26 protein-coding genes are annotated in these 26,383 nt (G+C 42.5%); 14 read left to right on the top strand and 12 right to left on the bottom strand.

Going from position 1 to position 26,383, the window contains the following annotated elements; all coding sequences use genetic code 11:
• The 3 genes from recF to A3756_RS05360 all read left to right on the top strand — a co-directional run.
• Positions 1-1,045 (top strand): DNA replication/repair protein RecF (gene recF, locus A3756_RS05370; protein WP_068553029.1); only part of this gene is annotated, 1,045 nt, incomplete at its 5' end.
• 28 nt (positions 1,046-1,073) lie between these two features.
• Positions 1,074-3,497 (top strand): DNA topoisomerase (ATP-hydrolyzing) subunit B, encoded by a 2,424-nt coding sequence (gyrB, locus tag A3756_RS05365; protein ID WP_068553028.1) that lies wholly within the window; start codon positions 1,074-1,076, stop codon positions 3,495-3,497.
• Positions 3,490-4,143, top strand: a complete 654-nt coding sequence (locus tag A3756_RS05360) for a TetR/AcrR family transcriptional regulator (RefSeq protein WP_068507328.1) — start codon at positions 3,490-3,492, stop codon at positions 4,141-4,143. Before gyrB ends, A3756_RS05360 begins: the two co-directional genes overlap by 8 nt.
• A 107-nt stretch (positions 4,144-4,250) precedes the next feature.
• Here the strand turns inward: A3756_RS05360 and A3756_RS05355 are convergent, their stop codons facing one another.
• Both A3756_RS05355 and A3756_RS05350 read right to left on the bottom strand, forming a co-directional pair.
• A complete protein-coding gene (locus tag A3756_RS05355; protein WP_068553027.1) occupies positions 4,251-5,426 on the bottom strand; it encodes an FAD-binding oxidoreductase in 1,176 nt (391 codons plus the stop codon).
• Entirely contained in the window at positions 5,419-6,945 is a 1,527-nt protein-coding gene (locus tag A3756_RS05350) for an NAD(P)/FAD-dependent oxidoreductase (RefSeq protein ID WP_068553026.1), read from the bottom strand. The genes A3756_RS05355 and A3756_RS05350 overlap by 8 nt, the downstream gene beginning before the upstream one ends.
• A gap of 248 nt (positions 6,946-7,193) precedes the next feature.
• Between A3756_RS05350 and A3756_RS05345 the strand changes: the two genes are divergently transcribed.
• Positions 7,194-7,742 (top strand): DUF2058 domain-containing protein, encoded by a 549-nt coding sequence (locus A3756_RS05345; protein WP_068510071.1) that lies wholly within the window; start codon positions 7,194-7,196, stop codon positions 7,740-7,742.
• On the opposite strand, the gene A3756_RS05340 is transcribed toward A3756_RS05345, so the two are convergent.
• From A3756_RS05340 to A3756_RS05330, 3 genes are all read right to left on the bottom strand, one after another.
• Positions 7,731-8,096 (bottom strand): hypothetical protein, encoded by a 366-nt coding sequence (locus tag A3756_RS05340; protein ID WP_068553025.1) that lies wholly within the window; start codon positions 8,094-8,096, stop codon positions 7,731-7,733. The genes A3756_RS05345 and A3756_RS05340 overlap by 12 nt on opposite strands.
• 9 nt (positions 8,097-8,105) lie before the next feature.
• The gene (locus A3756_RS05335; RefSeq protein WP_068553024.1) at positions 8,106-9,143 is read right to left on the bottom strand and encodes an AraC family transcriptional regulator; all 1,038 of its coding nucleotides are present in this window, start codon (positions 9,141-9,143) and stop codon (positions 8,106-8,108) included.
• Positions 9,144-9,515: 372 nt separating this feature from the next.
• Complete coding sequence (locus tag A3756_RS05330) at positions 9,516-9,929, bottom strand: PilZ domain-containing protein (RefSeq protein WP_068509978.1); 414 nt, start codon at positions 9,927-9,929, stop codon at positions 9,516-9,518.
• A gap of 126 nt (positions 9,930-10,055) precedes the next feature.
• Here A3756_RS05330 and A3756_RS05325 point away from each other — a divergent pair, with 126 nt between their 5' ends.
• The 6 genes from A3756_RS05325 (at position 10,056) to A3756_RS05300 (ending at position 15,812) form a co-directional block, all read left to right on the top strand.
• Positions 10,056-10,829 (top strand): alpha/beta fold hydrolase, encoded by a 774-nt coding sequence (locus A3756_RS05325; protein ID WP_068509979.1) that lies wholly within the window; start codon positions 10,056-10,058, stop codon positions 10,827-10,829.
• Positions 10,830-11,135: 306 nt separating this feature from the next.
• Complete coding sequence (locus A3756_RS25860; protein ID WP_082865098.1) at positions 11,136-11,354, top strand: hypothetical protein; 219 nt, start codon at positions 11,136-11,138, stop codon at positions 11,352-11,354.
• Positions 11,355-11,492: 138 nt separating this feature from the next.
• Positions 11,493-12,515 carry an amino acid ABC transporter substrate-binding protein gene (locus A3756_RS05315; RefSeq protein ID WP_068509981.1) on the top strand — a complete coding sequence of 341 codons (1,023 nt, stop codon included), beginning with the start codon at positions 11,493-11,495 and terminating at the stop codon, positions 12,513-12,515.
• 186 nt (positions 12,516-12,701) lie between these two features.
• Positions 12,702-13,898 (top strand): amino acid ABC transporter permease, encoded by a 1,197-nt coding sequence (locus tag A3756_RS05310; protein ID WP_068509983.1) that lies wholly within the window; start codon positions 12,702-12,704, stop codon positions 13,896-13,898.
• A complete protein-coding gene (locus tag A3756_RS05305) occupies positions 13,899-15,005 on the top strand; it encodes an amino acid ABC transporter permease (RefSeq protein ID WP_231872152.1) in 1,107 nt (368 codons plus the stop codon).
• A 21-nt stretch (positions 15,006-15,026) separates the two neighbouring features.
• Positions 15,027-15,812, top strand: a complete 786-nt coding sequence (locus A3756_RS05300; RefSeq protein WP_304438860.1) for an amino acid ABC transporter ATP-binding protein — start codon at positions 15,027-15,029, stop codon at positions 15,810-15,812.
• Between the two features lie 37 nt (positions 15,813-15,849).
• Here the strand turns inward: A3756_RS05300 and mobA are convergent, their stop codons facing one another.
• Together mobA and trxA are read right to left on the bottom strand one after the other, a co-directional pair.
• Entirely contained in the window at positions 15,850-16,461 is a 612-nt protein-coding gene (gene mobA / locus A3756_RS05295) for a molybdenum cofactor guanylyltransferase MobA (protein ID WP_068509986.1), read from the bottom strand.
• A 78-nt stretch (positions 16,462-16,539) separates the two neighbouring features.
• On the bottom strand, positions 16,540-16,866 hold the full coding sequence (gene trxA, locus A3756_RS05290; protein WP_068509988.1) for a thioredoxin TrxA: 327 nt from the start codon (positions 16,864-16,866) through the stop codon (positions 16,540-16,542).
• 125 nt (positions 16,867-16,991) lie between these two features.
• On the opposite strand from trxA, the gene ppx reads away from it, so the two are divergent.
• The 4 genes from ppx to folK (A3756_RS05270) are packed head-to-tail and all read left to right on the top strand — an operon-like array spanning position 16,992 to position 20,506.
• A complete protein-coding gene (ppx, locus tag A3756_RS05285; RefSeq protein ID WP_068553023.1) occupies positions 16,992-18,518 on the top strand; it encodes an exopolyphosphatase in 1,527 nt (508 codons plus the stop codon).
• A gap of 27 nt (positions 18,519-18,545) precedes the next feature.
• Positions 18,546-19,586, top strand: a complete 1,041-nt coding sequence (gene tsaD, locus A3756_RS05280; protein WP_068509992.1) for a tRNA (adenosine(37)-N6)-threonylcarbamoyltransferase complex transferase subunit TsaD — start codon at positions 18,546-18,548, stop codon at positions 19,584-19,586.
• 28 nt (positions 19,587-19,614) lie between these two features.
• On the top strand, positions 19,615-19,995 hold the full coding sequence (gene folB, locus A3756_RS05275) for a dihydroneopterin aldolase (protein WP_068509994.1): 381 nt from the start codon (positions 19,615-19,617) through the stop codon (positions 19,993-19,995).
• Entirely contained in the window at positions 19,988-20,506 is a 519-nt protein-coding gene (gene folK, locus A3756_RS05270) for a 2-amino-4-hydroxy-6-hydroxymethyldihydropteridine diphosphokinase (protein ID WP_068509996.1), read from the top strand. The genes folB and folK (A3756_RS05270) overlap by 8 nt, the downstream gene beginning before the upstream one ends.
• A gap of 2 nt (positions 20,507-20,508) precedes the next feature.
• Here the strand turns inward: folK (A3756_RS05270) and pgi are convergent, their stop codons facing one another.
• The 5 genes from pgi to pcnB form a co-directional block, all read right to left on the bottom strand.
• Positions 20,509-22,182 carry a glucose-6-phosphate isomerase gene (pgi, locus tag A3756_RS05265; RefSeq protein ID WP_068553022.1) on the bottom strand — a complete coding sequence of 558 codons (1,674 nt, stop codon included), beginning with the start codon at positions 22,180-22,182 and terminating at the stop codon, positions 20,509-20,511.
• A 21-nt stretch (positions 22,183-22,203) separates the two neighbouring features.
• Positions 22,204-23,052: a pantoate--beta-alanine ligase gene (gene panC / locus A3756_RS05260; protein WP_068553021.1), complete on the bottom strand. Its 849-nt coding sequence runs from the start codon at positions 23,050-23,052 to the stop codon at positions 22,204-22,206.
• Positions 23,053-23,065: 13 nt separating this feature from the next.
• Positions 23,066-23,860 carry a 3-methyl-2-oxobutanoate hydroxymethyltransferase gene (gene panB, locus A3756_RS05255; protein WP_197469979.1) on the bottom strand — a complete coding sequence of 265 codons (795 nt, stop codon included), beginning with the start codon at positions 23,858-23,860 and terminating at the stop codon, positions 23,066-23,068.
• Between the two features lie 98 nt (positions 23,861-23,958).
• Positions 23,959-24,462: a 2-amino-4-hydroxy-6-hydroxymethyldihydropteridine diphosphokinase gene (folK, locus tag A3756_RS05250; protein WP_068510005.1), complete on the bottom strand. Its 504-nt coding sequence runs from the start codon at positions 24,460-24,462 to the stop codon at positions 23,959-23,961.
• Between the two features lie 52 nt (positions 24,463-24,514).
• Positions 24,515-25,816 (bottom strand): polynucleotide adenylyltransferase PcnB, encoded by a 1,302-nt coding sequence (gene pcnB / locus A3756_RS05245; protein ID WP_082865097.1) that lies wholly within the window; start codon positions 25,814-25,816, stop codon positions 24,515-24,517.
• Positions 25,817-26,383 lie beyond the last annotated feature (567 nt).

The following is a 26,383-nucleotide window of genomic DNA, read 5'->3' as shown; positions in this document are numbered from 1 at the left end:
GGGCGAAAATGCATCGGGTAAAACCAGCTTACTTGAGTCAATTTATTTACTCTCTACAGGGCGCTCTTTCCGTACCCGCCATATCGATAATATTATAAATAGTGACGCCAAGAGTAGAGAGCTGATTGTCTTCGGCAAAGTTAATACCTCAAAGCAAAATGAAGAAGCTACGCCCATTGGTGTCAGAAAGTCGACCCTCCAGGGTTCCGAGATTAAAATTTCCGGCCAATCAATAAAGAGTGCAGCAATTCTAGCGAAACTAACACCGGTTCTGATGGTTGAACCTCAAAGTTTCGATTTACTTACTGGTCCTCCAAAAGTTAGACGGCAGTTTATAGATTGGGGAGTGTTCCACGTGGAACATGAATTCTCTTTTTTGTGGAACGATTATATTAATTGTCTAAAACAGCGGAATAGTCTACTCCGAACTGCTAAAATAGACCTACTTCAACTAAAAGTATGGGATAAGCGTATATCGCTCTTAGGAGAGCAAATAACGCAGCATAGAATCGAATTTATGGATAGGTTTCGAGTTACCTTCGAAACTGTATTGGCCGGACTGGGTTTAAACGAACAAAGTGAGATAGGATTAAAATACTTTCAAGGCTGGGATAAGAGTAAAAGCCTGGCAGAAATGTTAGACCAAAATCGTTCGAAAGATATAGAAAAAAAGTATACCCAGTATGGACCACATCGGGCTGATCTTAAGCTTAGAATAAGTGGTAAGAATGTGAGTGAATTTTTATCTCGTGGGCAACAGAAGTTATTGATAATTGCCTTATATATCGCTCATGTAAAATGCCTAAAAGAATTAAACGATTCGCAGACTCTCGTCTTGATAGACGATATTGCCGCGGAGCTAGATAGTAAGAATATCGATATAATTCTCTCTAATTTGTTAGAGTTGGACGCACAAGTAATGTGTACAGTTTTAGATCGAGAGATACCCCGAGATTATTTAGATAAGCATCGGTCAGATTGTAAAATGTTCCACGTGGAACATGGCCGTATTCATGAATATGATTATCAAGAAAAACAAATATAGTACCTGAAATATTAGGAGCAAAAGCTGAATGAGTGAAACTGAAAATAACTATGATTCTTCAAGTATTAAGGTACTAAAAGGCTTAGACGCGGTAAGAAAAAGACCAGGAATGTATATTGGTGATACCGATGATGGTACCGGTCTTCATCATATGGTTTTCGAAGTTGTTGATAACTCGATCGATGAAGCGCTTGCTGGTCATTGCGATACGATTGATGTTGTTATCCATCTTGATAATTCAATTTCGGTATCTGATAACGGGCGTGGTATTCCTACAGAGATTCACGAGGAAGAGGGGGTTTCTGCAGCCGAAGTTATTCTGACAGTATTACACGCTGGTGGTAAGTTCGATGATAACTCCTACAAAGTATCCGGTGGTTTGCACGGTGTTGGTGTATCGGTTGTAAATGCTTTATCCGAAAAGCTTAAGTTAACGATACGCAGAGAAGGCAAAATATACGAGCAAGAGTATACCCACGGTGTGCCTGATTACTCCCTTAAAGAGGTGGGTCATTCTGAGACGACGGGAACGATGGTGACCTTCAAACCAAGTTCAGAAACTTTCACTCAGACTGAGTATCACTATGATCAACTCGCAAAGCGCTTGAGAGAACTGTCATTTTTGAATTCCGGCGTACGGATTCATTTAAAAGACGAACGTAGTGATAAAGAAGACCTATTCGAATTTGAAGGTGGTTTATCGTCATTTGTTGAGTACTTGAATCATAACAAAACGACTGTAAACGACATGTTCCACTTTAATATTATGCATGAAGCAACAGGGGTTGGCGTAGAAGTCGCTATGCAGTGGAACGACACTTATCAGGAAAACATCTTCTGCTATACCAACAATATTCCACAGCGAGACGGTGGAACGCATATGGCGGGTTTCCGTGGTGCACTAACTCGTACATTGAATAACTATATCGAGAATGAAGGTCTAGGTAAGAAAGAAAAGGTTTCAACAACAGGGGACGATGCGCGAGAAGGCTTAACCGCAATTGTTTCGGTTAAAGTTCCCGATCCAAAGTTCAGCTCGCAAACTAAAGATAAGTTAGTATCGAGCGAAGTAAAGACAGCTGTTGAACAAGAAATGGCTGCTAAGTTTGCAGACTATTTGTTAGAGCAGCCACAACAAGCCAAGAACCTGGTTGGTAAGATGCTTGATGCGGCAAGAGCTAGAGAAGCAGCACGAAAAGCGAGAGAAATGACTCGACGTAAAGGTGCGCTAGATATTGCTGGTTTGCCTGGGAAATTGGCAGATTGTCAGGAGAAAGACCCAGCGCTTTCCGAACTATACATAGTGGAGGGTGACTCAGCGGGCGGATCAGCCAAACAGGGCCGGGACAGAAAAACACAGGCAATACTGCCACTGAAAGGTAAGATATTAAACGTTGAAAAAGCACGCTTTGATAAGATGCTATCTTCTGCAGAGGTTGGCACCTTAATTACAGCCTTAGGTTGTGGTATTGGGCGAGAAGAGTACAACATCGAGAAACTCCGTTATCACAGCATCATTATCATGACTGATGCGGATGTCGATGGTTCTCATATTAGAACCTTATTATTGACGTTCTTTTTCCGTCAGATGCGAGAGATTATAGAACGTGGTCATATTTTTATTGCTATGCCTCCTTTATATAAAGTTAAGAAGGGCAAGCAGGAGCAGTACCTGAAAGACGAAGCTGCCTTAGAACAATACCTGACCCAGTCAGCTTTAGATGATACTCATTTATATGTTGATGAGGGAACACCCTCAATCTCTGGCCAAGGTTTAGAAACCTTAGTTGGTCAATATCGTGAAGTAGAAACCATTATTTCTAAGCTTGCCCGTTCTTATCCGTTACTTGTACTGGAAACTTTGCTTAAAGTAAGCGCGCTGAATAAAGAAGATCTTAAAGAGAAAGCGAAAGTTTCGGCTTGGGTTGAAGAAATACAGCCTTTGCTTGGTATTGATACCAAGACAGGTATGAACTATGTATTTGGTATTTCTCACGACGAAGAAAAAGACCTGTACTTACCAAAAGTTGATGTATTTGTGCACGGTATATCAACTGAGTATATCTTCAGTGAAGAGTTCATTGAGTCAGCTGGTTATGAAAAAATTGTCACGATGGCGAAGTCTCTTGAAGGTATTTTCAGTGAGAATAGCTTTATTAAGCGTGGTGAAAAACAGTTTGCGATCACTGATTTTAAGCAAGGTTTAGAGGTTCTAATGAAGGAAGCTCAGCGTGGTCTTTATATTCAGCGATATAAAGGTCTAGGTGAGATGAACCCTGAGCAGCTCTGGGAAACAACGATGGACCCAGAAAGTCGCCGTATGATGAAAGTAAATATCGAAGATGCGGTTGCCGCTGATCAGATCTTTACGACCTTAATGGGTGATGAAGTTGAACCAAGACGAGACTTTATTCAGACAAATGCTTTGGAAGTAACAAACCTGGATGTCTAGTTCTAAGTCCCAAGGTGACGCCTCAATTAGTGCTGAAAGTAAGCCATATCACCATGGTGACTTGAAGACGGCATTAGTTGAGTCAGCTAAAGACATATTAAAAATTAAAGGCGTAGATGCTCTATCTTTAAGAGCCATTGCCGCAGAAGTAGGGGTGTCGCATATGGCACCTTATACTCACTTTAAGAACAAGAAAGAGCTCTTACAAGCTATCGCTGCATCAGGCTTCGATGACCTAACTAAACGCTTGATAGATATTAAGAAGAGCTATACTGATCCATGGGATTTGGTATTTAACTACGGCGTCGCCTACGTTCAGTTTGCCGTAGAAAACCCTGCAATTTATAGACTAATGCTGAGCCAGGCTGATACTGGTGGTCGTCGAAACAAGCTCGAAGCCTCAGCGAATCCAGAGATATCCCCTGTCCTCGAAATTAGTTCTCAAAAGCCTTTTAAAATACTTAGACAAGCATTTGAGCATGGCAATGTTGAGTCCAAGCATGTAACGGCTAGAGCCCTGAGTGCATGGTCGATGGTTCACGGCATGTCAGCTTTAATTATTGATGGCCATATTCGTATACCTGGGGATATGAGCATTAGTGAATTCTTTGCTCAGGCAGTTTCACCGAAAATGATGAAGTTATAATTAATTGATCTGATTCATTGATGGGGTAGGGAAGGACAAACTCTAGTTAAAATTAGGTACCAGTTTGAAGACCTTAACCGGTACCTAATTTGGCTTTTGGGTTTTCTTTATATAGAGATCTCTATATCGCTTGTTGGAAAAGCAACGCATGAATGAATCCAAGAAAATTTACGATCTGATTTACGTAGCTTGGATTCATGAGGGTTAAATACTTCTCCGCTTATTAGCTTAACGCGACATAAACTGCACTCACCAGAGCGGCAAGCATTCTCGGTGCTTAGGCCATAACGTTCGAGACTATTCAGCAGAGGTTCACCTGACTTTGCAACAAAACTTCCTTTACCTTGTACTGTGATAGTTACCTCTTTTTCAATAGAAGTATCTTCAGGCCAGTGTGCTTGTGTTTCAGGTTTCTTAGGAGGGCCGTTTAGCTCTACAAGCATACGACGCTCTTTTACACCTAAGTTTTTAAGTATTTCGACACAGCTTTCATTAAAGGGTGTTGGGCCGCATATGTAAAACATCTTTGAGCTTAAGTTGCTCAGTGAAGATGAAACAAGCTCTTCAGTAACACGTCCGCCGATGCCTTGATAACTTTCACTTGGCCTTGAGATTAATTCTGTAAGTTTTATATTGTGATTCTGTTTGGCACAGGAGCGAATTTCCTTTGCGAATATTACATCCTCCTCGAAACTATTGCTGTAGATAATATGCATGGTATGAGGGAGATCTTTAGCGATGATATGTTTGATCATACTACGTGCAGGTGCAATCCCGGATCCGCCAGCGAAGAATACTAGATCATTACCATGGAATAGTGGATTATGATGAAAGCTTCCCATTGGGCCGGTGCTAGTAAGCTCTTGACCAGGCTTCAGATCATCAACTAAATAATGGCTAACGAAACCGCTATGAGCCTTTTTAACGGTCAGGTCATAATAGTCTCGTTCAGTGGGAGAGGAAGACATCGCATAAGGTCTGGCAGTTGGCGAACCATTTATCTCAACAAAAACGTTAATATACTGACCTGCTTGAAAAGGGGGAAGGTAACCATCAAGTGCTTTGACACGAATAGTATTCGTGGATGGCGTATCAGTAAAAATATCGGTAACAAGTAAACGAAGGCGTTTAGGATGTAGACTGTCGATAGTCTTTTGCGTAGCACCTTTCTCTTCGCTAAAGTCGCTTCCACTAAGCTCTATCTCGGTTTTCTTTTTTACGGCTTCAACGTAGCCAACGACACCATCTAATACGTTTTGTTCTGCGCTGCGATTTTTATGCATGTTGAGCCTCCGTTTGTGACTTTTTAATTTTACGCAATATACTTTTTGCCGTTGATTCACCGGCCATATAGGTCGGTTGAAAACCTCCTTGCGCTGTCCAACTTCCTGCGGAATACAAACCTTCAATACCACTCAATTGGTCGCGTAATAAGAGAGAATCCTGAATATGTTGTTTAAAGCCATAAATAGCGCCGTCAGGTGAGTTCAAATAACGCATCATAGTTAAAGGAGTCGCTACCTCAGCAACTTCAATATACTGGCTGAGATTTGGGTAAGCCTTTTCAACATGATCAATGAGCTTTTGTGCGTAGTCATACTTTGCTTCAGCATAATCTTCAGGGCTAAGTGCTTGCCATGCTTCGCCGTATTGAAGTGCTACAAGAGTTATGACGCTTTTTCCCTTGGGGGCCAAATCTTCGTCAATGAAGTTGTAGCAGGTGACCATTCCCCATTTCGGTGCGGTCATTTTATATAGTTCTGTTTCGTCAATATCCTGGTTGTCACCATCAATTACGAAGGTAGCGGCAGATGTAATACCGATATCCTCTGGCTTACAATCTAAACCTAAATACAAGCAAACAGCAGAAACACCTTTGCGTCTAGATTTAAAATCTTGTTGGATCTGAATAGGTGGCTTTTCAAGATCGAGGAGTTCATTGAAGGTGATCAGTGGGCTGGCGTTCGAAACAACATAATTACAGCTTACGGTTTGGCCATCTTCGAGTGTAATAGCATGAACCTTATTATCAGCGGTATGTATTTTCTTCGCACCACAACTAAACTTTACGCACCCTCCGGCTTCAACAAACGAATCGATAATTGCGCTAGAAACACTCTGAGATCCACCCTTAAAGTGCCAAGGTTTGAAGGTACAATAGGCGAAAAGCATTCCAATAAATTCTGCAAACACTAATTCATTGGTTGGGATACCGACATAACTCCAATAGGGAGTGATCGTATTGATCAGTTCTTTATTGCTGAAGAATTCATTCAATACTTCATCGGTAGTTCTTAAACCGTAGGCAGCAAAGTGTTTACATTGAGACTCTAATAGCTTTTCGTCATTACTACGCCTAACCTGTTGCAAGGCCATGTAATACTCCATAGCAACCTTGCTTCCTAGATCAAAGAAGCGGGTGATAGCATCACTGTCATCAGGAAAATTTTGTTTTAGAACTTTTTGAATGCCTGACCAACTCGCGGGAAGTGTAATATCTTGTTTCCCTGGGACAATTAATCGATATAGCTCCTCTTCCTGAACCAGTTCAACTTTATCGAGTACATCCAAATCCTTGAACATTTTTCTCATAAGGAAAGGTCTGTCTTCTGTCCCAACGCCACTTAACTGATGCAAAGCGACTTCAAATTCGAAATCTCCGCGGACGAAAGATGTACCGCATCCACCCGGAACATTATGGCGCTCAACAAGTAAGGTGTTACATCCATTCTTTTGCAGTGTCGCGGCAGCGGTTAGTCCGCCATTTCCTGCGCCAATCACTACTGCATCATAGTGTTTCATTGTTTTAAGTTCTCCACGTTTATATAAAATGCCAAGAAAATACTAGTACTAACAAAGTATCTAAACTTTACAGTGTAAGTGTACTTTACCCAGCAATATTTACATTGTAAAGTTTAGGGGTCGTAAATTGTATGTTTTATTTGCAAAGGCGCATTCAAAATCATGCTAGAAATCTAGGTTTAGAGCGAATTATGATAGTATTTATCTTATTCGAAGTAACATCTAAACATCGTTCAAGAGAGGGTTTGATGGCAAAGTCATTACAAGAGCAACTATTAGGTGCTGGCCTGGTAGATAAGAAAAAAGCAAAAAATATTCAAAAAGAGAAACGTGTTCAACGTAAGCAAACTCCAAAAGGCCAAGCAGTACAAAACGAAGCCGAAGCGCGAATAGCTCAGCAGAAAAAAGAAAAAGCTGAAAGAGACAAAGCACTGAATCAGGCGAAGCTGGAAGAGCAGAATCGAAAAGCAATTAAGGCTCAGGTAAAACAATTAATTGAAATGAACACCGTACCTAGTGAAGGTGACGATATTGGATTTCAATTTGCTGTCGATAAAAAGATCAAAAAGGTCTATATATCAGAACAGCAACAAACTCATTTATTGAAAGGCAGGTTAGCAATAGCCAATTTAGATGAAAGTTTTATCTTAATACCAGCAACAGCGGCCACTAAAATAATAGAGAGAGATGAGGCAGCGATTGTCTACCACATGGAGAAGTCACAGCCGCAAGATACAGAAATAGAAGAAGATGATCCGTATAAAGATTATCAAATACCTGATGACTTAATGTGGTAAACCTATGATCTGAGGTGCTGGTTTGTGGCATTTAGCATGCCCTTGAACCAGTTCTTCATAAATAGCCTTGAACTCGCTGCCGATAAGCTTTTGTAGAGGGAATTTTTCTTTTTCAAGACGAAACTCGACATTACCGGGAAAGAATATAAAAGTGAGGTAGGCTCCTTTCACTGAAATGAGTTCGGAAATGCCTTTATGGGATGTGTACTTGCATAATTCCTCGATATTTTCACTAGCGGGTGTTTTAGTCTTCTGTTCAACATGCTTCTTTGCGATTGGTGCCTTTAAGTGACTCAAGCTTGTACAAGCATCAAGTGTCAGCGCAGTCAGAAGGATAAAGAGAAGTCTTAGCATGCTTGTATACTATTCCTGGGGTCGAGATTTAAGATATTTTGCGGGAGAAATTCCGGTCCAGCGTTTAAAAGCACGGCTAAAGGCGCTAAGTTCAGAAAAGCCGAGCAAAAAAGCAATGTCGCTTAGACTATGTTTGCCTTTATTTAAATATGCGTAGGCCTTTTCTTCACGCACTTCATCAAGCAGGTCATGAAAGGAAATTCCTTCTGATTTAAGACGTCGATATAGCGTGTGTCGACTCATATTCATTCTTTTTGCGATATTTTCAGCATCTACCTTATCTTTGGAAAGCTGGCTTTCAAGGGTAGTCTTTACCGAGTCGGTAAAGCTGATCGCGGGTAGAATTTTTCTAGAAAGCGACTCTATATGTTTAATCAATAATTTATAAAGATAAGGGCTACGCCTGGGTAGCTTGTAGTTGAGATAACACTTCTTAAAAATGAGTGTGCTGTGGCTCTGGTTAAATCGAAGAGGGCAACGGAATATTTTTTTAAACTCAGAAATATCACCCGGTGCAGGGTGTTGAAAATGAACGGCTTCCAAATCGAGCTTTCGATTAATATGGTCTTGGACCCGTAATACTGACAACGCAAGTGTATGCTCTATATCGGCTGAGCAGTAAACCTCATTGTAGTCACAGACATATTCCAGATAAGTAAACTTATCATCATTGTGAATTTCAATATGCATGCCTTCATTAACCAAAGAATAGTAGCGTTGGTATTGTTGAAGTCCTTCATAGAGGGTTGGGCTATTAAAGAAAATGTGTGCAACTAAACCCATTTCTTCATTATGGGGATTCTGAGCGAGTTTAAGGCCAAGACGCTCGTCGGAGGTATAGGAAAGCGCAAGAGACCATAACGCATGATAAGCAGAGATATTTAGTCGGAAGTCTGCTAACTCAAGCTCGTGTAGTTCACAGGCCAAGGTAGAAATCAAAAGCTCGTTATTGATACCTTTTTGAATAAGATATTCGCACAATACTTTCGCGGTTGAGGAGTTTACGAACAAGTTTTTGACCCGGGACTTGCCAGACTTAATTGTCATTTAGCTTTCCTTTCCCTAACCGTGACTAAAGATACCTATTGTAGTAATTAAACCAAAGCTGTGTATTAATTACTGTTAATTAGGAATGCTACAGTCAGTCAAAAAGGTGGCACATATCGTCAAGAACAGGCATTCGGTCTGCTATATATTACACACACTGTCCTTTAGGAGTTGTACAGTAAACGAATTACAAACTTATACTAGCGGTGTTATTGACGGGGAACCACTATGGAATACGAAGTTTTTGTACCACAAAATGAAAATGAAAAAGAAAATTGTTCTGAGCTAGCAAATTATCTGAACAGTATGTTTTTTTGCTAAGTAGATTAAGAGGTTCAAGAAAAGGCGCGAAGTGCGCCTTTTTTTATTACACTAAACTGCTTTCAAACGCTGCTTTATTGCGTTATTTCTCTCAAGCATATCTCTAATGCGTGTTAGTTGGCTAAGGTTATCGCCGCTTTGCTTAGACTGGTTTGAAAAGACCAAGCCGACTCGCCACGAAGTATCGTCATTATCCATCCTTACCTTATTTACAATCTTTGCCTCAATTTGATTAACTTTTAGCTCCCCCATGTCCATATTCAAAACGAGGCGCAAACTTAGCTTGCTTCCGAGTTCTGGTTCACTGGGTACAGCCAGAGCAAGGCCAAGGAGATTGAAATCGAGAACATCTAAATCAAGCCAGCTAGAAAATAGACCTTGTTTAGTTTTGATTTGTGCCACGAGTTCTGCGGCGGGGACGCGTCGGTTACGACGATTTTCTTTAGGGTGGAGCTCTACAATCATTAAAAAATATACCTTACTACGTATCACAGTTTAGAAGTGAAAAGCATTTAATTAGTCAGATTAGGATACATATGAGAATATGCCATGAGCTCTTGGTGATAATGTGAACTGATTAAAAAAAATACAATGACTAAACTATATTCGCGCATAAGAGGGGAAGGTTTCCCCGTATTGATCCTTCACGGCCTGTTTGGCTCGTCAGATAATTTAGGCAGTGTTGCAACGGCCTTGGCAAGTAAGTTTAAAACCCATGCTATTGACCTGAGAAACCATGGTCGTTCGTTTCATCGCGAAGAGATGAACTATGAGCTTATGGCAGAAGATGTGATCGAATATATGAATGATCAAGGTATTGATATCGCATATGTGCTTGGACATTCCATGGGTGGAAAAGTCGCTATGAGTCTAGCCCTGCACCAGCAAAAACGAATAAAGGCCGTGATCGTTGCCGATATATCGCCTGTTCGGTATGAGGGACATCACGATGAAATATTTGCTGGTTTATTTGCTTTGCTAGAGTCAGATATCGTAAGTCGAAAGGAAGCAGATTCTTTGCTAGCGGAATTTGTTCCAGAGCAGGGGGTGAGGCAATTTTTACTAAAGAATCTAAAAGCCAAGCCCGGTGGAGGTTTCGATCTAAAAGTAAATCTCAACGCCATCCATCAAAATTACCATCATATTCTGGATGGACAGCATGCTGAAAAACCTTTTTTAGGGGAAGTGCTCTTCATTGCTGGCGAAGCATCAGACTATATACAGGCCGCCCATAAAGAAAAAGTAGTGAGCTTATTTCCCTTTGCAAAAGTCCGAATCATTCCAAAAGCCAGTCACTGGTTACATGCAGAAAAACCGGAAACCTTTATAGGAATATGTGAACGTTTTCTTACGGGTATCGACTAGACTATACATAACAACACTAGAAAGGTAGTTATGAGTTTACCAACAATAATAGATATTGAAGCTTCAGGCTTAGGAAAGGGCTCTTATCCAATCGAAGTAGGTTTTATTTCAGGTAAGGGAGAAACGGGCTGTACCCTGATAAAACCATTAGCTCATTGGACGAAATAGAACCGGGACGCCGAAGCGCTTCATGGAATATCCCAAGAGCTATTAAAAGAAAAAGGGCGAGATATTGTTAGCGTTGCCCAGTGGCTTAACCACAACCTTGCAGGTCAGACCATATATTCAGATGGCTGGGCTAATGACATGTGCTGGCTGGGTCAGTTATTTGATAAAGCTGAATGTATACAAGCCTTTCGAATTGAATCTTTACTCTCATTGCTTAGCCAGGAAGAACGAGAACAATGGACACCCGTCCACGACAAAGTTATTGAATTAGCAGGTCTGGCGCGTCATCGGGCCAGTGCAGATGCAAAAATGATTCAGGATACTTATGCAGAATTAAAAGGCTTGCCCAGAAATTAACGAACTCGTGATATTTAATCGATTATAACAATGGATCCGGAAATAGGAGTTCAATCTTGCTTTGGATCTATGTTAATCTCAAATGCTACCGTGTAATGCTGTCACGGGAGAATACAACTATATAAAGGGGTTAGGATAATGAAACTTAATAAATTGACCGCTGGTATTGCGATCGTGGCAGTAGGGTTAACTGCACAACAAAGTTATGCAAGTTCAACACTTGATGCAGTAAAAAAGAAAGGTATGGTAAGTTGTGGCGTGAGTGTCGGTTTAGCGGGCTTTTCACAAAAAGACGAGAAAGGGCAGTGGAGCGGACTGGATGTAGATGTTTGTCGTTCGGTTGCTGCAGCGGTTTTAGGCGATGCAGATAAAGTAACTTATCGCCCACTCACTGCAAAAGAACGCTTTGAAGCACTAAAAAGTGGCGAGGTAGATATTTTGTCTCGTAATACTACTTGGACTCATACACGTGACACATCACTAGGTTTGAACTTTGCTGGTGTAAACTACTACGATGGCCAAGGCTTTATGGTATCCAAAAAGCTAGGTGTTAAAAGTGCATTAGAGCTCGATGGAGCATCTGCCTGTATTCAGGCAGGTACCACCACTGAATTGAACATGGCTGACTACTTCCGTGCAAATGGTATGAAGTACACAGCAGTTACATATGATACTTCAGATCAGACTCGTGCAGGCTTTGAAAGCGGCCGTTGTGACGTATTAACCTCTGATCAATCACAATTATATTCGATTCGTATCGGCCTAAAAGACCCTTCTTCAGCAATGGTTTTGCCTGAAGTTATTTCAAAAGAACCATTAGGCCCAGTGGTTAGACAGGGTGATGATGGTTGGTTCAATATCGTTAAGTGGACAATGAACGCCTTGATAGAAGCAGAATTCTTAGGTGTTAACAGTACAAATGTAGATCAGGCTAAAGCTGAAGGTAACCCGGCTCAAAAACGTTTGATGGGTTCTGAGGGTGATGCTGGTGAGAAGCTTGGTTTGGAAGCCGGTTGGGCCTATAACATCGTTAAGCAGGTAGGTAACTACGGCGAGTCGTTTGAGCGTAATGTTGGTATGGACTCACCTCTTAAAATTTCACGTGGTTTGAATGCCCAGTGGAACAAAGGTGGTATTCTGTATTCCCCACCTGTTCGATAATACAGGTTGGCTTCTTGTAAGCATAAGATTAGACAGCTTGTTTAGTAGCAGGCTGTTTAATCCAGTAGCTAGAAAATTCTCAAATAATAAGTTAGCGCTTACTAAGTCTAGAAGCTGAGTAAAAAAATGGCTCGCTTTATAGGTAGCTAACAGCATTCTTTTGGAAATAATTTGTAAGGCCATATTATGTCTTCAGATCCGGAGTCCGAACACTTAAAGCTTAAGTCGGGTTCATTTATAAATAACCCTCGTAACAGGGCGATTATTTATCAATTAATCCTGGTTTTCGCACTTGGCTACTTTTTCTATTCGATTGTTTCCAATGCAATCGCCAATATGGAAGCTCGAGGAATAAAAAGCGGTTTCGGCTTTTTATTTACTACCGCAGGCTTCGATATCTTAATGTCCTTGATTCCTTACGATGCGACACATACCTACGGGAAAACATTTATCGTAGGTTTGCTTAATACGATTATGGTTTCGATGATTGGTATCGTATTGGCAACTATTATCGGCTTTGTTATGGGGGTCGCTTATTTCTCCCACAACTGGTTAGTCAGACGCTTATCAGTCATTTATGTAGAAATATTTCGAAATATTCCATTATTACTACAAGTCTTCTTCTGGTATTTCGCTGTACTGGCTTCATTGCCCGGAGCGCGTGACAGTTTTTCTGTTGGTGAATCGATTTTTCTAAATGTTCGAGGCTTGTTTATCCCAAGTGTGATTGATGAGCAAGGCTCAATGTTTGTATACGCTTCATTGTGTATAGCGATTGCTGGCATATTCTTTCTTCGCCGCTGGGCGCATAGAAGGCAAGATGATACGGGCGAGCAGTTTCCTGTATTTTCAGTCAGTCTGGGTATTCTTTTTGGGCTGCCGCTACTGACAACACTAATAATGGGTGTTCCTTTTCACTTGGAATACCCAGAGCTTGGGCGCTTCAATATCAGCGGTGGAACCTCAATAATCCCGGAACTAATGGCTTTGGTTTTAGCTTTAAGTATTTATACCGGTGCATTCATTGCAGAAGCTGTTCGAGCGGGTGTTCAATCGGTGCCGCATGGACAAACTGAAGCCGCACGTAGTGTTGGCTTAAGTGAGCGAAAGATTATGTCACTGATCGTCGTGCCCCAGGCGATGAGAGTCATCACGCCTTTGCTAAATAGTGAATATCAAAGCTTGGTGAAAAACTCGACGCTGGCTACAGCTATTGGTTACCCGGATTTGTTTACTGTCTTTGTCGGCACCACACTCAATCAGACGGGACAAGCGATAGAAATCGTATTTATGACAATGGCGGTCTATTTTGTCATAAACATGTGTATTTCCTTTGTTATGAATCGATTCAATTCGAAAGTCGCTTTGGTGGAAAGGAAGTAAATGATGAGAGAGTTTAAAGCGCTGCCTGATAAACCGGCACCCAAGGATACAGTTGGTGTCATTGGCTGGATTAAAGAAAACCTTTTTTCTAATATCTTCGATTCAACAGCTACTATTATTATCCTAGCAATTTTATTCTCCGTTGTTCCTGGCATGCTGGATTGGCTGATTTTTTCAGCCGACTGGAGTGGTGACAGCCAGGAAGCTTGCTCTAAAGAAGGCGCGTGTTGGGTATTTGTTTCTGCCTGGATGCAACAATTTATGTATGGCAGTTACCCCAGCTCAGAACTGTGGCGAGTGAATCTTGCTTTATTGAGTCTCGCTGCTGTCATTGCTTTGCCTTATGTCTTGCCAAAAGATCTTCGGAATAAGATTGGCGTCCCGGTATTTTTGTTATTTCCATTTGTCTGTGCGACATTTCTGGACGGTAGCCTGTTTGGTTTGATGACAGTAAGTACTGACTTATGGGGTGGCTTTGCACTGAATATCTTTTTGGCGTCAGCGAGTATTATTATTGCTTTTCCGTTGAGCTTTTTATGGGCCCTAGGTCGACGATCGGAGATGCCTTTTATACGTAGTGTCTGTATTTTGTTGATCGAGTTTTTTAGGGGAACCCCGGTTTTAGCCCTATTTTTTATGGGCTCGGTAATGCTGCCATTATTTTTTCCTGAAGGCACCAGCGTAGATAAATTACTTAGGGTGTGGATTGTTCTGATTCTATTTATGTCGGGCTATATGGCAGAAGTATTTAGGGGTGGCTTTCAAGCAATTCCCCAAGGGCAATACGAAGCCGCTGACTCGCTTGGCCTAAGTTATTGGCAGAAAACTTTGCTGATTATATTGCCCCAGGTGATCAAAGTATCGATGCCCAATATTCTTGCTACCTTCGTTATGCTATTCAAAAATACTACCTTCCTTTTGATCATCGGTATATTTGAAATGCTCAGTACCACTCAAACTGCTTTGAATAACTCAAACTGGTTAGGGGGACATGCAACGGAAGGCTACTTATTTGTCGCTATGGTCTTTTGGTGTTGCTGCTTTGGTATGTCAATGATCAGCAGTAATATCGAACGCAAGCTGGATACCAGCCATAATAATAAATAGCGCTGTCTACTACGGAGATTAATGATGAAAACAGATGTAAAAAGCCAAAACTCTGAGGTTCTGGGCAGTAAAGATAACGTTATTGAAATTAAAGATCTGAATAAATGGTATGGCAATTTCCATGTGCTCAAAGATATAAACTTAAGTGTCAAAAAGGGTGAACGAATTGTTATCTGTGGACCATCTGGTTCAGGTAAATCGACGATGATTCGTTGTATCAACCGACTGGAAGAGTTTCAAAGAGGGTCTTTGGTTGTGAATGGTGTTGAGATGATCGAAGACGTTAAGAATATCGAAGCGATCCGTCGTGAAGTCGGTATGGTTTTTCAGCACTTCAATCTGTTTCCCCATTTGAGCATTTTAGAAAACCTGACGCTTGGGCCAATTTGGGTACAGAAAAAACCCAAAGAGGAAGCCGAAGCGATTGCAATGAAGTATCTGGAGCGAGTGAAGATTCCAGACCAAGCACTTAAGTACCCGGGTCAGTTATCGGGTGGTCAGCAACAACGTGTAGCGATTGCACGATCTCTTTGTATGTCACCTCAAATCATGCTGTTCGATGAACCAACCTCTGCTCTTGATCCGGAAATGATTAAAGAAGTACTCGATGTCATGGTTGAGCTAGCTGATGAAGGTATGACGATGCTCTGTGTTACTCATGAAATGGGCTTTGCTAAGCGTGTAGCGGACAGAGTAATATTTATGGATGGTGGTGAAATTGTTGAGCAAAATACACCAGAGGAATTCTTTACAAACCCAGAAACTGACCGCTTACAACTATTCTTAAGTCAGATACTTCAGCATTAATCCCAAGCAGCCGAGCTTCTTATTCTTGATGAGAGAGCTAATAGCCTTGAGAAGAAGATAGCTCTTCAAGTGTATTGAAGTTCATAAAGCTACTGGCTTCAGCATTTCTTGATGTTGAGAAATCAACCCAGATAGCACCGTTATCTTTAACCCACTTCATTACGCGGTTTTGCCTGTTTACGATTGCATCTTCCAAGCTATCAACAAACTGAGTAGAAATGCATAAGTGAAGAGGGTGGCTTCTGTTTTCATCTCTCGATGCGATTATCAAAGGCTGACCAGGGAACAGCTCTTGTTTTTGGTACAAGATATTGAGCATCTTTTGACCATACTCTTGTCCAAGGCAGGGTGTATCACAGGGGCTGACAAGCAAATAATCAGCATCAGTGTTCAACATCAAGCTGTGTAGTCCTGCCAAAGGACCTTGGAAGCCTTCGATTGAGTCAGAACACACAAGAGGACTGATTTCTTGATATTGAGTTTGATTGCGGTTGCAGTTGATTAACACGCGACGAACATAAGGCTGAAGCGAGTCAAAAACAGACTGGGCCATTGGTTTTTGTCGATAGAGTTGCAGTCCCTTGTCCTTGCCATCCATACGAGTGGAAAGGCCACCGGCAAGAATACCGCCATCAATTTGCAGTGTCATGAGATCTAAATCTGATAGGAGAGTAGCGATGTGGCACCCAAGAAGAGTGCCACCTATGCAAAGCGTAAACTAGTGGGCTTACAAGTTGCTGTCAACAAAAGCTGTCAACTGAGATTTTGATAGCGCGCCTACCTTCGTTGCATCAACATTACCATTCTTGAATAGCATCAAGGTTGGAATGCCACGAATATTGAATTTAGGTGGGGTTTGCTCATTCTCATCAATATTTAACTTACATATTTTGATCTTGCCAGCATAGTCGTCAGCAATTTCCTCAAGGACAGGGGCGATCATTTTACAAGGGCCGCACCACTCCGCCCAGTAATCGACAAGTACAGGGATGTCAGAATTTAAAACTTCCGTTTCGAAAGTTGCGTCACTTACATTGATGATGTTATCACTCATGTTTTGATTCCAATAAAAGATTTAGAGAAGCCTGAAAGCATTTGATGCGTTACAATACAGCTATCTCTTAAGAAATGAAAAATCGTAACGAGTAATATATAGCCTTATCAGAGGATTTCAAGGACGTGTTAACTCACAATGATACGAAAGCAGAGCCAAATAGCTGCTCAGACCACATTGCAGCGATAGATTTGGGCTCAAACAGTTTTCACATGGTTGTCGCAAAAATTTCTCATGGCGAGATTAGAGTCGTTGATAAGTTTGGTGAAAAGGTCCAGCTAGCGGCAGGTCTCGACGAAAATGGAGAAATAACTCCAGAAGCCCATATCAGGGCAATTGAGTGCTTGAAGCGCTTCTCCCAGCGGATCAAGAGCTTTGACTCTGCATCTGTGCAGATCGTGGGTACAAATGCTTTAAGAGCAGCCAAAAAGAAAACTGACTTTCTGCGTGATGCCGAGCGTGTAACAGGTCACCCAATAGAAATAATTTCTGGCAGAGAAGAAGCGCGTCTAATTTATCTTGGTGTTGCTCATACCCTGGCTGATGATAAAGGCAATCGCCTGGTTATCGATATCGGTGGTGGTAGCACCGAATTGATAATTGGTGAACGCTTTGAGGCAAAAGCCTTAGAAAGTATGCATATGGGCTGCGTTTCTTTCAGAGAAAAATATTTTCCTGGTGGTGAGCTAACTGAGCAAGGATTTAATAAAGCAATCAAGCACGCATCCAGAGAATTATTCAGCATAAAGGAACAATATAAGTCGCTTGGATGGCAGCATACAGTGGGTGCTTCGGGTTCAATTAAGGCTATTCTAAATGCTTTGCGTCATCTTGGTTTAGCTGAAGAAACGATTACATTAAAAGCTTTGAAAGAACTAAAAGGCCTGATGATTACTCTCGGACATTGTGAGGACTTAGTTAAACTAGGTGTGAAATCTGAGCGTGCATCGATCTTTGCAGCCGGCTTTTCCATACTCTACTCATGCTTTAAGGTACTGGGCATCAAAGAAATGGAGTTCACATCGGGCGCGCTTAGGGAAGGTTTGCTGTATGACATACTAGGCCGGATTCAGCATGAGGATGTCAGAGAACGTTCACTTCAATCGATGCAGGCTCGCTATGCTATTGATGTTGAACACGCTGAAAGAGTAGAGAAAACAGCGCTTCATGCATACAAGCAAATTGCTTCGTATTGGGATATAGCCTTACCGCAATGTGAAAATCTACTACGTTGGGCAAGCCGGGTTTTTGAGGTTGGGCACTCTATTGCTCATGCACAATACCACCGGCATGGTGCTTATCTCGTTTATCACTCTGACCTACCAGGTTTCTCGAGATTAACTCAGCTGCACCTTTCTGTGATAGTACGTACTCACAGACGGAAATTTAGTGATGAGCCTTTTATTGGAATGAGTAAACAGGAAACGCAAACACTGAAGCGCCTGTGCACAATATTCAGACTGGCGGTTGCGCTGACAGCAGAACGTAATCAAGCTGAAACGGATTTCACCCTAAGGGCTCAGGACGAGTGCTTATCCCTTAGTATGGGGAAAGGCTGGTTTGAGGCAAATCCCTTAAATACGTCGATCTTGGAGTTAGAGCAAGACTTGTTACGTAAGCAGGGCTTTCTTCTACTGCTAGCTAAAGATTGACGACTTTCCAACTACACGAGATTCTTAATGATTGTTTTAGGTATTGAGTCATCTTGCGATGAGACCGGTGTTGCTTTATATCATAGTGAGAAAGGTTTGCTTGCACACCAGTTATATTCCCAAGTAGAGATGCATGCGGACTATGGTGGTGTTGTCCCGGAATTAGCTTCTAGAGATCATGTAAGAAAAACCATTCCTTTAATAGACGCTATTCTCAAAGAAGCTGGGCTAGAGAAGGGCGATATTGATGCGATTGCCTATACTGCAGGGCCGGGATTAGTAGGAGCGCTGATGGTCGGTGCTTCCATTGCGAATGCCTTAGCGATGGCGCTTGATATCCCCATTATCGGTGTACACCACATGGAAGGACACTTACTGGCGCCGATGCTAGAAGATAGTCCACCGGAATTCCCCTTTATTGGTTTACTTGTATCGGGTGGCCATACTCAATTGGTTTCAGTGCAGTCTATTGGTGAATATGAAATTCTGGGTGAGTCATTAGATGATGCGGCAGGTGAAGCCTTTGATAAAGCGGCGAAAATGTTAGGGCTCGATTACCCGGGAGGTCCCCGAATTGCGAAACTGGCTGAATATGCCCGAACAGAGCTTGGTGGAACACCTTATCGATTTCCCCGTCCAATGACAGATCGGCCAGGACTGGATTTTAGTTTTAGTGGCCTGAAAACTTTTACCTTGAACACGGTAAATGATGTCCGTGCTAAGAAAGAGTTGGATAAAGATGATCAGGCAAGGATCGCGCTAGCATTTGAAGAGGCAGTTGTTGATACGCTTAGAATTAAATGTAAACGAGCCCTTGAACAAACAGGGATGAAAACGCTCGTTATTGCAGGCGGTGTGAGTGCCAATACGCATCTCCGACAGACTCTGGAGCCAATGGTAAAAAAACTGGGTGCCAGGGTTTCTTATGCTCGTCCGGAGTTTTGTACGGATAATGGTGCAATGATCGCTTATGCCGGCTATCAGCGCTTGCAGGCAGGCCAGGGCTCAAATCATGAGTTTGCAGTACAAGCACGTTGGCCACTAGATACGCTGCCTGCACTAGGCTAGATTTTAATCCTGACAATAGGTTAATTTGATGGCTCAAGATTACTCTGAGGTATTAATTGAAAAGCTCGAAATTGACGCCTCAATAGGTGTGTTCGAATGGGAAAAGCAGATCAAGCAAACATTGTTGTTTGACCTTGCTCTAGTGTGTGACTTTTCAGCCGCAGCAGAATCAGATGCCATAGAAGATGCTATTGATTATGTGGCGGTTTGCCAGGAGATTGAGCGCATTACCTTAGCCAAACACCATCAGTTATTGGAGTATCTAGCAGACAAAATAGCCGCATCGCTATTTAATAGCTTTGCAATTAGCGCGATAGAACTAAAAATAAGTAAGCCTGGCGCAGTTCCAAACACAAGATCAGTTGGCGTTAGAGTGAAGCGAACACGAGAGCAGCATAGCCATGCCTAAGGTATTCTTGAATCTGGGCTCAAATGTTGAACGTGATCAGAACTTTCGCTCGGGCCTGAGCAGCCTGAAACGGACCTTTGGTGACTTATCTTTGTCTTCAATTTATGAAAGTGAGCCGGTTGGTTTTGACGGTGCGTGTTTCTATAACATGGCGGTATCAATCGAAACAGAGCTAAGCTTGCCCAAGGTTATAAAGGCATTAAAAACAATTGAAGATAGCCACGGCCGCCTGCGCGGAGATAAACACTTTGCACCAAGAACGCTAGATATTGATGTGGTCAGTTACGGGCAACTGACAGGTTTTCATGATGGAGTTGAGCTCCCGAGGCCGGAGCTATACTACAATGGCTTTGTTCTATGGCCGATGGCTGAGTTAGCACCGGATGATATCGATAGCAAAACTGGCTTAAGCTACCAAGTCTTATGGCAGCTTAAGCAAGTAGAAATCGAAGCGAAGCAAAAGGTATGGCGAATTGATCCAAGTTCAGTTGCTGCTATTCTCAAGCCTTAAGCTTATTTGTTTTCATGAAATCGGTGGTATTCAGCGATTAAACCGGCAGTAGAAGAATCTGCAGCAATGTTGGAATCAGCGTCTTCCAGTTGTTTGAGTACTTCGTTACCTAGCTTTTTACCTAACTCTACTCCCCACTGATCAAAAGAATTAAGCTCCCATATTACACCCTGAACGAAAACTTTATGTTCGTAGGCGGCAATTAGGGCACCGACGCTCTTTGGCAGCGTTTTCTCAATAAGAAAGGTATTACTGGGTTGATTACCTTTGTGCTCCATATGCTTGGCTATGAGTTTGGCTTTGGGTTCGTCGTAACCCCTATTTAATAATTCTTGAAAAGCCTGCCTTTCACTACGCCCCTGCATCAAGGCTTGAGTTTGGCTCAGGCAGTTAGCCAATAACATCTTATGATGAGAGCCTGATGGGTGATGCGTATCAAGCGTAGCAATGAAGTCACATGGGATTAGTTTAGTGCCCTGATGCAATAACTGGTGGAAAGCATGTTGGCCGTTAGTTCCAGTACCCCCCCATATTATAGGGCCTGTATGGTAAGTAAGAGCTTTACCTTTTGTAGATACGTGTTTGCCGTTACTCTCCATATCTAATTGCTGGAGGTGATCAGGAAGAAAGCTCAGATACTGATCATAAGGCATTACGGCATGTGAGTCGGCGCCAAAGAAACTGTGGTACCAAATGCCTAGCATTGCCATCAGGCTTGGCATATTCTGCTCAAAGGGAGCTGAGATAAAATGCTCATCCATTTCGTGTGCGCCTTGTAGCAAGGCTTCGAAGTGCTCATTGCCAATCATAAATGCGATTGGAAGACCAATTGCAGACCAGAGTGAATAGCGCCCTCCTACCCAGTCCCACATAGGGAAGATATTTTCTTCCTTAACTCCAAAGGCTATCGCAGCTTCGATATTACTGCTCACAGCATAGAGATGCATGCCAAGGTCTTCTTGAAGCATTCCGTGCTCTAGTAGAAAGTTCTTTACAGTTTGAGCATTTGTAAGTGTTTCCTGTGTACCGAAGGACTTAGACTGAATCAGGAAAATGGTGGATTCAGGTACGATCTGAGAGAGCACTTGGTGGCTATCGCTACTGTCTACGTTAGCAATATAGTGACAACTCAGGCCTTCTTTGGCGATGGGTGATAGTGCTTCGGTAACTGTTTTGGGGCCTAGATAAGAGCCCCCAATGCCGATACTAACGAGAGTATCAATGGGTTTTCCGGTGTAACCAAGAACTTCCTGTTGGTGTATTTTATCAACGAATTCTTGAATTTGAATTCGACATTCAAGGATTTCATCCAATATATCTTGGCTAGGCGAATAGCTAGTAGTTTGAGTCAGGCTAGACTTTGGAAGTCGTAAGGCCGTATGTAAGACGCCTCTGTCCTCTGTGTTGTTCAGTAAGTCTCCATTCTCTCCTGTGCCACAAAACAAGGCCTTAACCTTTGCTTCAAGCCCTGCTTCAGCAGTGAGCTGAGATAAGAGCGAAATCGTTTCCTCGGTGACACGGTTTTTTGAATAATCATAAAAGACATGTGGTGCCTGAAAGGAGTAGCGATCAAAGCGCTTAGGATCACCTTCAAATAGGTCTTTTACATGAAGCTTAGTAATGAATTTGGCATGATCCTTTAATGCTTGGTAACTAGGTAATACATCCAATGTCATAGTGTTACTCAATATCGATGGTTAAAGATTCACCGTTATATTATCAATTAAACGGGTTGAGCCCAAATACGCGGCTAATAAAATTACGAAAGCTGTATCTGTTTCTTGTGAAGGAGCAAGTGTTGTGGGCTTGGCTATATTGAAGTAATCGGGTTTAAAGCCATTTTTAACCAAGTGTGATTTGGCGTCCTCGCATAATGCAGTGATATCCCGTTCGCCAGCCTGAAGCTGCGCAGCACAATGTTGCAATAGCTGGTAAATCTTAGCGGCAGTTTGCTTTTCTTGCTGGCTAAGGTAACCATTGCGAGAGCTGCGGGCTAGACCTGACTCTTCCCGAGATGTTGGGACGCCAATGATAGAAACAGGCATACAAAGGTCGGAAACCATCTTGCGAATAATCGCTAATTGTTGGAAGTCTTTTTCACCAAATACTGCAATATCTGGTTGCACCATATTAAATAGCTTGGTGACGACGGTGGCGACACCAATGAAGTGACCGGAACGACTGGCGCCGCAGTGATAATCTCCGAGAGCAGGCACATCCACTCTGGTTTCTTCAGCTAAGCCGTTTGGATAGATCTCGCTAACAGGTGGTGCGAACAAGACATCACAATATCTACTACGTAAGTGCTTACTATCATCTTCAAGTGTTCTAGGGTAGGCATCAAGATCCTCGTTCTCACCAAACTGCATAGGATTTACAAAGATACTGCTGACAACTAAGTCTGCTTCTTGGCGGGCACGATCGATAAGACTGAGATGGCCTTCATGAAGATTGCCCATAGTGGGTACAAAGCCGATTACTTTACCGGCTTGTCTAGCTTCTTTGATAACTTTTCGTAGTGCAATAATACTGTTAACGGTGATCATGCTTGAGTCTCGTTTAGCCTGCAAAACTATAATCGGCAGAAGGGAATTCGCCGGACTTAACCGCTTGGTCGTAGTGCTCGAAGGCCTGTTGCACTGAACCGGCGCCTTGCATGAAGTTTTTTACGAACTTAGGCTTATGTCCGGAAGTAATTCCAAGGAGATCATGCATCACCAAGACCTGACCATCGGTAACATTCCCCGCACCAATTCCGATGACAGGGACACTAACTTTCTTGGTAATGAGCTCAGCGAGTGAGGTGGGTACGCACTCAAGTAAGATCATATCGGCACCGGCCTCTTCAAGGGCGCGCGCAGTATTAATCATGGCGTTAGCTTTTTCAGCTTCCTTGCCTTGAACGCGATAGCCGCCTAACTTATTGACAGACTGAGGCGTTAAACCCAAATGTGCACAAACAGGAATGCCTCGATCACTTAAGGCTTCAATATACTCTGCAAGCCACTCGCCGCCTTCTAGCTTGATAATATGGGCACCTGCTTGCATCAACTGTCCACCATAGTTCAAGGTATCGTGAGGGCTATTCAGGGTATTAAAAGGCATATCGGCCATAATTAAGGGAGACTGAGCGCCTCTGCTAACACATTGAGTGTGATAGACCATGTCATCAATACTAACAGGCAATGTCGAGTCCTGACCTTGTAACACCATGCCTAGAGAGTCGCCGACTAATAAAACGTCGATACCAGCATCCGACGCTAACTTAGCAAAGGTTGCGTCATAGGCTGTGACACAGGAGAATTTTCCATTGGACTCTTTTAGTTTACGAAGGCTCAGGGTTGTCGTTTTCATCATATAATCCTTAGTTTTCACAGTAGTATAAAACCGACTACTGATAATCTATGACAGAGCTTAGCTTGTGCGTAGATTAGCTACTTGTTTCGCGAGACTCAAGTCGGAGTGCCATCTAAACGAAGTAAATTATGCTCGCTGCACGAAGAAAGATGTTGTTCTAGGGTCGATGTATCGGGAAGCGTCCAAGCAGGCGCAATTTCGATTGCTGGTACCAGCACAAAGTCTCGTTCCAGCGCATAAGGGTGAGGAATGCGTAAGTCAGGGTCGTCGCTTGATAGCGTTTCATCGTTATAGAATAGAATATCCAGGTCGATGATTCGCTCCCCCCAATGCCGAGTCTTTATACGCCCGAATTCGGCTTCAAGTGTTTGAGTACACTTTAACAAAGCGAGTGGTTCCAGAGCGGTTTCAAGCCAGATGACTGCATTGACGAAGTCATCTTGATCCTGAGGCCCTTGAGGGCAGCTACTGTATAGTGATGATGATGACATTAGCTTTAGTTCAGGATGCCGGGATAGGGCTTCTATCGCCTTTATTACTTGAAGACGAGGACTTTCCAGGTTGCTACCAATACCGATGAGTACTTGATTTAGTTTCATGACTAGCTTTTTCTTCTCGCCGAACAGTTCCTGCTGACTTATACCTGCAGCATTATGATCGCTTTGGACGTCGTGATTGTCGGGTCTTTCGGCGGTCAGCACCAGGTGTCTCACGCTTTTTTCGATGATTAGCTTTGTTATAAACAGCAGAAGGGTGCTTGATTTGGAATTCAGTCCACCACTTAGCGAGTTCGCCGACAGGTTCACCAGCTTGCTCCCGTAACAACAAAAAGTCATAGGCAGCCCTGAATCGTTGCTGTTCAGCGAGGTGGAAAGGCCGCTTGCCGTGAGTCTTAGTGAGTCTGATTTGGTATTCCCATATTTCCTTCATCATTAAGGTGAAGCGCTTGGGTATAGATATATGAGGTAGTTGGCTTTGAAGTGTAAGTTGCCCTGCTTGTTGTAATGCAGGAAATTCGGGAACGCCTTCTTCAATAAGTTGTGACCACAGTCTATCGACTTCAGGCCATAGAAGAGTTGCATACAGAAATGCTGGTGTGACGGGTTTTTCTTGATGAATTCGTTGATCAGTATTTGTTAAGCCTGCCTCGAGCATTTTCTTATAGATAGCACTCTTATCACTGTTTTCCAAGGTATGAGCAATAGCTGGGAACAAGGGCTTAAATAGCCCATAGTCGACTAAGAGGTGAAAAATTTTCAATCCATAGCCAGAGAGAAACAGTTTTAGAATCTCATCGAACAAACGTGCTGCTGCAACGTTGGACAATAGCTGACCGTGCTCTCGTATGGCACCGCTGGTCTCTTCTTCGATATCAAAGTCTAGTTTAGCCGCGAAACGCAAAGCTCTGATCATCCGAACCGGATCTTCCCTATAGCGTGTTTCCGGGTCGCCAATAATGTTGATCAGACCCTGCTTAATATCGTCCAGGCTATCGACATAGTCGTAAATACAAAAGTCTTTAGGGCTGTAATAGAGAGCGTTTATCGTAAAGTCTCTTCGCACAGCATCTTCATCGATACTGCCATATTCATTGTCTCTAAGCAGCATGCCATGCTCTGATTGTTTTTCGTCCTGTTGGTTTACGCTTCCACGGAAGGTAGCAACCTCGATAATCTCGCGGCCAAACAGGATATGGACGAGCTTAAAGCGACGACCAATTAAACGTGAATTCTTAAAAAGAGCATGTACCTCCTCAGGGTGTGCATTGGTCGCAATATCAAAATCTTTAGGATTTTGGCCGAGCAAAATATCCCTGACACCACCACCAACCAGATACGCCTCATAGCCGCTATTATGTAAGCGATGCATAACCTTTAACGCCGATGGGCTAATTTGGCTACGAGAAACGGGATGTTGGTCGCGAGGTATAATGGAAGGAGACAGTCTGGACATGTTTAAACAATCATTGTTGTGGGTTACGAAGTACTAAGACCTTGAGGGGCTCTATCAGCCTTACGTTTTATGAAGCCATACTTTACCATAGACCAAGGCCAAGAGTTTATCTAAAGAGAAAACTGTACCAGAAAAAGTAGCAACACAAGTAATAATAAGAAAAGAGAGGGGGAATGACTTTGCATGAAAAGATCAAACGCTCTCCGTGATTGACCTTTTCATGCTTAAAAGAGCAGACTCTAAATTTTTTGTTGTTGTGAATCCATGTCTGTGCTTTAGGGCAAAAGCTCACACCTTTGCATGTAAACAGAGCAATTTGAATACTCAGAGCGGTAGCTAAAATAAAGTTATCCGGTTTAGGACTAGTGCCACTTTATGTGTTCTTATTAGTCAGAAACAATAACTCAATTCATTTTTTCGGCCGCTAAAAAGCTAGGCATTCAAAATATTCAGTTTACCCCGCATTTATTATTTTTATCGCTGCGGTTTCTACAATAGAAGCTAACTACTATTTTTATTTTTATTTGTATAACTAATATTGGTTATTTTTATTTTTATGCTAGTAAG

The organism is Oleiphilus sp. HI0086 (assembly GCF_001635225.1).
The sequence above is the reverse complement of the archived record's forward strand: the minus strand, read 5'-3'. Positions and strand labels throughout refer to the sequence as shown.

Coding starts and splice junctions, on each gene's coding strand:
- gyrB (WP_068553028.1), top strand. CDS start 1,074: ATGAGTGAAACTGAAAATAACTATGATTCTTCAAGTATTAAGGTACTA.
- panB (WP_197469979.1), bottom strand. CDS start 23,860: ATGAAAACGACAACCCTGAGCCTTCGTAAACTAAAAGAGTCCAATGGA.
- panC (WP_068553021.1), bottom strand. CDS start 23,052: ATGATCACCGTTAACAGTATTATTGCACTACGAAAAGTTATCAAAGAA.
- A3756_RS05315 (WP_068509981.1), top strand. CDS start 11,493: ATGAAACTTAATAAATTGACCGCTGGTATTGCGATCGTGGCAGTAGGG.
- A3756_RS05325 (WP_068509979.1), top strand. CDS start 10,056: ATGACTAAACTATATTCGCGCATAAGAGGGGAAGGTTTCCCCGTATTG.
- A3756_RS25860 (WP_082865098.1), top strand. CDS start 11,136: ATGTGCTGGCTGGGTCAGTTATTTGATAAAGCTGAATGTATACAAGCC.
- A3756_RS05360 (WP_068507328.1), top strand. CDS start 3,490: ATGTCTAGTTCTAAGTCCCAAGGTGACGCCTCAATTAGTGCTGAAAGT.
- A3756_RS05335 (WP_068553024.1), bottom strand. CDS start 9,143: ATGACAATTAAGTCTGGCAAGTCCCGGGTCAAAAACTTGTTCGTAAAC.
- folK (WP_068510005.1), bottom strand. CDS start 24,462: ATGAAACTAAATCAAGTACTCATCGGTATTGGTAGCAACCTGGAAAGT.
- A3756_RS05305 (WP_231872152.1), top strand. CDS start 13,899: ATGATGAGAGAGTTTAAAGCGCTGCCTGATAAACCGGCACCCAAGGAT.
- tsaD (WP_068509992.1), top strand. CDS start 18,546: ATGATTGTTTTAGGTATTGAGTCATCTTGCGATGAGACCGGTGTTGCT.
- A3756_RS05330 (WP_068509978.1), bottom strand. CDS start 9,929: ATGATTGTAGAGCTCCACCCTAAAGAAAATCGTCGTAACCGACGCGTC.
- folB (WP_068509994.1), top strand. CDS start 19,615: ATGGCTCAAGATTACTCTGAGGTATTAATTGAAAAGCTCGAAATTGAC.
- A3756_RS05340 (WP_068553025.1), bottom strand. CDS start 8,096: ATGCTAAGACTTCTCTTTATCCTTCTGACTGCGCTGACACTTGATGCT.
- mobA (WP_068509986.1), bottom strand. CDS start 16,461: ATGACACTGCAAATTGATGGCGGTATTCTTGCCGGTGGCCTTTCCACT.
- A3756_RS05300 (WP_304438860.1), top strand. CDS start 15,027: ATGATGAAAACAGATGTAAAAAGCCAAAACTCTGAGGTTCTGGGCAGT.
- A3756_RS05350 (WP_068553026.1), bottom strand. CDS start 6,945: ATGAAACACTATGATGCAGTAGTGATTGGCGCAGGAAATGGCGGACTA.
- trxA (WP_068509988.1), bottom strand. CDS start 16,866: ATGAGTGATAACATCATCAATGTAAGTGACGCAACTTTCGAAACGGAA.
- A3756_RS05345 (WP_068510071.1), top strand. CDS start 7,194: ATGGCAAAGTCATTACAAGAGCAACTATTAGGTGCTGGCCTGGTAGAT.
- A3756_RS05355 (WP_068553027.1), bottom strand. CDS start 5,426: ATGCATAAAAATCGCAGCGCAGAACAAAACGTATTAGATGGTGTCGTT.
- pgi (WP_068553022.1), bottom strand. CDS start 22,182: ATGACATTGGATGTATTACCTAGTTACCAAGCATTAAAGGATCATGCC.
- A3756_RS05310 (WP_068509983.1), top strand. CDS start 12,702: ATGTCTTCAGATCCGGAGTCCGAACACTTAAAGCTTAAGTCGGGTTCA.
- pcnB (WP_082865097.1), bottom strand. CDS start 25,816: ATGTCCAGACTGTCTCCTTCCATTATACCTCGCGACCAACATCCCGTT.
- folK (WP_068509996.1), top strand. CDS start 19,988: ATGCCTAAGGTATTCTTGAATCTGGGCTCAAATGTTGAACGTGATCAG.